The sequence below is a fragment of the Robinsoniella sp. genome (assembly GCF_034124845.1).
In genome coordinates this window covers 1-6,083 of the sequence record NZ_JAWYAJ010000583.1, presented here as the reverse complement: position 1 = coordinate 6,083, position 6,083 = coordinate 1, and the positions used below count along the sequence as shown (strand labels likewise).

At 42.7% G+C, this 6,083-nt stretch carries 4 protein-coding genes; 2 read left to right on the top strand and 2 right to left on the bottom strand.

Features of this window, described 5'->3' with window-relative positions; all coding sequences use genetic code 11:
• Together ACH2DQ_RS28725 and ACH2DQ_RS28720 are read left to right on the top strand one after the other, a co-directional pair.
• The coding region (locus tag ACH2DQ_RS28725; RefSeq protein ID WP_395028779.1) for a glycoside hydrolase at positions 1–1,880 on the top strand (1,880 nt) is incomplete at its 5' end.
• A 166-nt stretch (positions 1,881–2,046) separates the two neighbouring features.
• A complete protein-coding gene (locus ACH2DQ_RS28720) occupies positions 2,047–2,754 on the top strand; it encodes a hypothetical protein (protein ID WP_394911777.1) in 708 nt (235 codons plus the stop codon).
• Between the two features lie 221 nt (positions 2,755–2,975).
• On the opposite strand, the gene ACH2DQ_RS28715 is transcribed toward ACH2DQ_RS28720, so the two are convergent.
• Both ACH2DQ_RS28715 and ACH2DQ_RS28710 read right to left on the bottom strand, forming a co-directional pair.
• Positions 2,976–4,817 carry an ABC transporter ATP-binding protein gene (locus tag ACH2DQ_RS28715; RefSeq protein ID WP_394911778.1) on the bottom strand — a complete coding sequence of 614 codons (1,842 nt, stop codon included), beginning with the start codon at positions 4,815–4,817 and terminating at the stop codon, positions 2,976–2,978.
• Positions 4,814–6,083: ABC transporter ATP-binding protein (locus ACH2DQ_RS28710; RefSeq protein WP_395028778.1), on the bottom strand; the 1,270-nt coding region annotated here is incomplete at its 5' end. The genes ACH2DQ_RS28715 and ACH2DQ_RS28710, both read right to left, overlap by 4 nt.

Sequence of the window (6,083 nt, the reverse complement as noted above, 5' to 3'; positions counted from 1 at the left end):
CTGTCTGTAACGGCTACCTGAAAGGAACAACTTTTGCTGTGATGGATCAGCTATCCATGCCGTTTTGGTCAGCAGCACAGGGAGATCATGCCATAGTTACGGTGTTGGAAAATCCATACCGCAGTAATCTTATATTTTCAGAAACAAAAGAGAATATCTTTACCCTGAATCATGAGTTTCCAAAAATTGATCCCCAAAAGGAACAGCGCTTCCGGTTTTATCTTACGGATAATGACCCGGTAGCAGCTGCTAAAATCTATCGCAGTTATGTGATGGAGAAGGGGGAATTTGTAACGCTAAAAGAAAAAGAAGCTAAAAATCCAGATATTCAAAAGCTCTATGGCGCACCTCATATTTACCTTTGGGGTGAACTTATAATTTCCCCGGAGAATGTGGACTGGCAGGCATTTCGCAGAGCAATGGACAGTAGTATAATGGAGTATCTGAAATGGAGCATTGCCCAATTAGATTCTGGTGAGGAAGCTGTCAATGCTTTAGCAGAAATAGCCACTCAGGATTATGTTGGTGAATACCAAAAGGACATTCTATGCCGGGCGTTGAGTGAACTCCTGAAAAGAGATGATTTTTACCGGGAAGATATCTTGAGGGACCAGGACACATTTATGCAGAAATGCATTGAAAAAGGATTGGACAACATGAAAGAGTCGGAGAAGCTGCAATTTAATAAACATGCTTTAGCAGTTAATCTGCCTGAAGTTTTTTCAGAGGCGGATACATGGATGAATCAGGAAACGGTAGATCTTGTAAAGGAGTTGAAAGAAAGCGGGGTAGATCGCGCCTGGATCGGGTTAAACAGCTGGGAACAGGCATTTGCCAAACCGGAGCTGGCAGAGACAGCAGTTTCTCAGGGATATTTAATAGGACCTTATGATTCATACCATTCGATTCACAAACCTGGAGAGGAACAGTGGATTACCGCTGAATTTCCGGACACATCTCTCTATGAAAATGCAGTGATTGAAGATAAGAACGGTGAAAAAATCACCGGTTTTCAAGATATAGGTCGTAAACTGAATCCTACATTGTCGTTGCCAGCCGTAAAAAATCGTTTGGCTGCAATCGAAGGCAATGGAGTGGCATTTAACTCCTGGTTTATTGATTGTGATGCCACAGGAGAAATATACGATGACTATACACCAGAACATATCACAACCCAGCAGGAAGATCTGCAGGCAAGACTGGATCGAATGGCATTGATACGAGACAGCAGGAAAGTAATCGGCTCCGAAGGAGGAAACGACTTTGCCGCTTCCACCATAGCTTTCGCCCATGGAATAGAGCTGCAGAGCTTTTCCTGGATGGATGAAGATATGAAGAGTAACAAAGACAGCGAATACTATATAGGCAAATATTATAATCCAAAAGGCGGAGCGGCAGAACGGTTTACGAAGCAAGTACCCGTGAAAGAGCAATACGCGCAGATATTTCTCAATCCCGGATATGATGTACCGCTGTATAAATTAGTTTACAACGATTCTGTAATTACTACCTATCATTGGGACTGGTCTACATTTAAGATAATAGATAAGGTGGCAGACCGTATGCTACGGGAGGTTTTATATAATGTTCCTCCTCTTTATCATCTGGACAGTACCGAGTGGGAAAAATATAAGGCACCAATTACAGAGCACACAGCAGTCTGGTCCGGGTTTAGTAAAGAAGCTGTACAGCAAGAAATGACAGACTTCGCATATCTTACTGAAAATAGAATGGTGCAAATGACGAAATATGGTGAACAATTACAGGCAGTGGCTAATTATACAGATGAGGAATATCAATTTGAAAATATAAGTATACCGGGGCATTCTGTTTTGATTAAACAGAATGGAAATGAGGTGATTTATACTCCGGGGATGTAAATGGATAACAATTTAATGTAATCAATTGTTCTTAGACAACTAAATGTGAGGCAAAATAATTACAACATGACATACAGTTGTCCTGTTTCCTATGCTATAATTAACAAAATACTTTCCGGAGCATCTAAAGGAAGTTCCGGAAAAAGAAAGAGGGGAATCGGAGACAGTGACAGAAATAAAAGCAATGAACGAGATCAAGACTATCAGATGCTATGACGATTTTATAAAATCACTTTTCATGACTGGAATGAGTATGGGGGGACCAAACGATGAACATGTCTTTTCCCTGTGCAATTATTTTGGTGATGAAATAGAGTGGCATACGGAAAAACCAGATACGGATCCATGGGAATGGCGGATGCGGGTCCTGAACGAGCGGGATGATATCGCCTATGGAAAGCTGTTTTTTAAGAAGAGCGGCTATATTACAAAAGACTGGTTTCCATATTTTTATGCAGCACGCCGTGATAAGAAAAGTCTTGAAGAATCCTATGCAGAAGGAAAAATCAGCCAGCCGGCGAAATTAATTTATGAAATATTAAAAGAGGAGAGAACAATGCCGCTGCATCTTCTGAAATCGGCAGGGGGATTTTCCAAAGAAAATAAAGCGGCTTTTGAACGGGGATTAACGGAACTGCAGATGAAAATGTACATCACCATGTGCGGGCAGAAGAGGAAACGTTCGGAAAAAGGAGAGGAGTATGGCTGGTCTTCCACTGTATTCTGCCTTATGGAAGACTTTTTTGCTAAAGACATACTAGAAGTAGCAGGGCATATAGACAGGGAAGCTGCTTTGTGGAAAATTTCTGAGCAGATCGTGCGGTTTAATCCAAAGGCAGATCCAAAAAAGGTAAAGAAGTTTGTTTTGGGTTAGTAATTCTCAATTGATTTCGCAACATTGTGAATGAAAATGTATAATGAATCTTAGGATAATAATATAAACTATACGCTGGATTGTCAGAGTTTTTTGAAATAACTTTAAAAAGGTGTAAATGCAGGCTTAAAACCTTCATTTACACCTTTTAATTTCATAAATTTCCTGTAAAGCATGCACTTGTAGAACAACCGGCGCAAGAAAGCATTTTCAAATTCTTTCTACGCCGATGCCTCAAACTGACTGTTATAAAGAGAAGCATAAAAGCCCTCCTGCATAATCAGGTCATTATGGGTGCCGCGTTCTATAATATCCCCATCTTTTACTACCAGGATTAAATCTGCATTTTTGATCGTGGAAAGGCGGTGGGCGATGACAAAGCTGGTTTTATTTTTCATCAGGTCTGCCATTGCTTTCTGGATCTCCACTTCCGTTCTGGTATCTACACTTGAAGTCGCTTCATCTAAAATCATAAAGGATGGGTTTGTCAGCATCGCACGGGCGATAGTTAAAAGCTGCATCTGCCCCTGGGAGATATTTGAGGCCTCACTGGATATGATGGTGTCATAACCCTCTGGAAGTGTACGGATAAAATGGTCACAGCGGGCAGCACAGGCGGCTCTTTGGATTTCCTCAGGGGAAGCATCCATTTTTCCATAAGCTATATTTTCTGCAATGGTACCTTCAAACAGCCAGGTATCCTGGAGAACCATTCCGATTCGCCGGCGCAGTTCACCTCGTGGCATTGCTGTAATATTTACGCCGTCAATAGAGATGCTTCCGCCATTCAGATCATAAAAACGCATTAACAGATTAATAAGCGTTGTCTTTCCTCCCCCGGTAGGACCAACAATGGCAATCATTTCATTTGGATGTACTTCCAGATTCAGATTGTTCATTAATATTTTGTCTTCTGAGTATCCGAATTGCACATGCCGGAAGCTCACATGGCCATTGGGGATTGGTAAATTTTCGCCAGCTGTATCTGCTGTTTCTTCCTCTTCGTCCAGAAGTATAAATACCCGCTCAGCTCCGGCAATTGCAGCCTGAAGAGAGGTAATCACATAGGATGCCTGGGTAACAGGTTCTGCGATCTGGTTTTCATACTGTAGAAAAGCCTGAATAATACCAAGGGAAATCTGCCCCTGTAGAACCAGATAGCCACCCATCAGGGCGGTTGCCACGAACCCCAGTTGATTGATAATACGGATTGCCGGATAAATGGCGAAATTGGCAAACTGCGCTTTCTGGTTGGCCTCAAACTGTTGTTCACTCAGATCCAGAACAGCATCAATCGCTTGAGGCTGCTGGTTAAACACTTTAATAATACGGTTGCCGGTATAAAGTTCTTCTACTTTTCCATTTAGTTCACCGACCACCGCCTGGTTTTGGGCAAAATAGCGCTGACTCAGATCAGAGACAAATTTAGTTGCCACTGTGCTTATAGTCACGGAAACCAGTACCAGGAGGGATAATCCGGGACTCAATAGCAGCATTGCTGCTGCAGTAAGCAGAATCGTAAAGACGGATGATATAAACTGCATCAATCCTACCTGCAGAACCTCAGAGACTTTCTCCAGATCATTGGTAATGCGGCTCATAATATCCCCGGTTTTATGGGAATCAAAATAGCGCAGCGGTAGTTTTGTGATTTTTGCACTTATGTCCTGCCGCAGAGACAGGGTGAATTTTTCACCTACGCTGGCGATAATATATTGCTGTATATAGGATAGCAGCCAGGTTGCCAGGGCAGCGGCAACAATCAGCAGAACCGGAATCAAAAGAGCATCGCTTAACAGTGCCAGGAGATCGGTTCCCTTTTCATATTGTTTTAGCGCCGTTAAGAGGTTGTCGATTCCGGCACCTACCATTAAAGGCATTAATGCATATGCTGCACTGCTCAATAAGGCGGTAAGCAGAACTAAAAATAATTTACCTTTTTGATCAGACAGTCGTTTTAGCAGGCGCTTTACGGTGACTTTTGTATTTTGTGGGATATCGGAAACCTCTACGCCCACAATAGGTTTCTTTTTTGTGAGTTTGTTTTGTTTCATTTGTTTCATACTGCAGTAACCTCCTCTGATGATAATTGGCTTTTGGCAATTGCCTGATATACCTGGCAATTTCTCACTAATGCCGGATGTTTTCCGATTCCTGCGATTTTGCCTTCATCCAGTACGATAATCTGGTCAGCATCCATAATTGTGCTGATTCTCTGGGCAATTATAATCTTGGCAGTCTGTGGTGTTTCCTTTTTTAAGGCTCTTCTCAGAGCAGCATCTGTTTTAAAATCAAGAGCGGAAAAGCTGTCATCGAACACCAGCACAGGAGCTTCCTTAATCAGCGCCCGGGCTATGGACAGCCTTTGCTTCTGTCCGCCCGAAAAATTAGAACCGCTTTGGGATACCGGAGCATTCAAACCAAGGTGAAGTCCGTCTACAAAGTGTTCTGCCTGGGAAATGCGAAGCGCTTTTTTCATCTGTGTCATGGTGGCTGTTTTACATCCCATGCGCAGATTGTCTGCAATTGTGCCGCTGAATAAAAAAGCTTTTTGTGGTACATATCCGATATTATCCCGTAGTTTTTCCTGGGACAGTGTACGGATATCCGTTCCGTTTACACTTATTTTTCCGGAATTGATATCATGCAGGCGAAGCAGAAGAGTGGCAATCGTGCTCTTTCCTGAACCGGTTCCTCCGATGATTGCAGTAGTCTTTCCGGCATAGCAGGAAAAAGAAAGGTTTTGCAGAACCGGTTCTTCTGCACCATTATATGAAAATGTTACATGGTCAAACTGAACAGCCGGCTTATTCCCAACAGTCATACTGCTTTGCGTCTGGGTATCTTTTATTTCAGGCGTCATGTGAAGAATTTCTTCCAGCCGGTCCAGACAGGACTTCATTTTAGGCAGAGTCACGCAGGACAATGCTGCCATAATCAGATACGCCAGTGTCATAATCGTATACTCAGTCACTGCGGTGATTTCTCCAATCTGCATGGTTCCCTCCATTGACATCAAGCCTCCGAACCAGACGATTGCAGCCATAGAAAGCCCCATAACCAGCCATACGGTGGGATTCAGGAACGCAAAAAGTTTATTAAGTTTAATCATATTATCTGCATATCCTGAAAAAGCTTTATCACAGCGGTGCTGCTCATAAGTTCCGTTGTCAAATGCCCGTATAACACGGACTCCGGTAATGGATTCCCTTACAACCTGATTGATATGGTCCATCCGCCGTTGTATCTGAGCAGAAAGGGGACCGGATTTTTTTAGGATAATCCATGCAAGCAATAAAAATAATAGAATACAGAATACCGGGATCAAG

Excerpts from the sequence above, each read along its gene's own strand:
- ACH2DQ_RS28715 (WP_394911778.1), bottom strand. The coding sequence starts at position 4,817 with ATGAAACAAATGAAACAAAACAAACTCACAAAAAAGAAACCTATTGTG.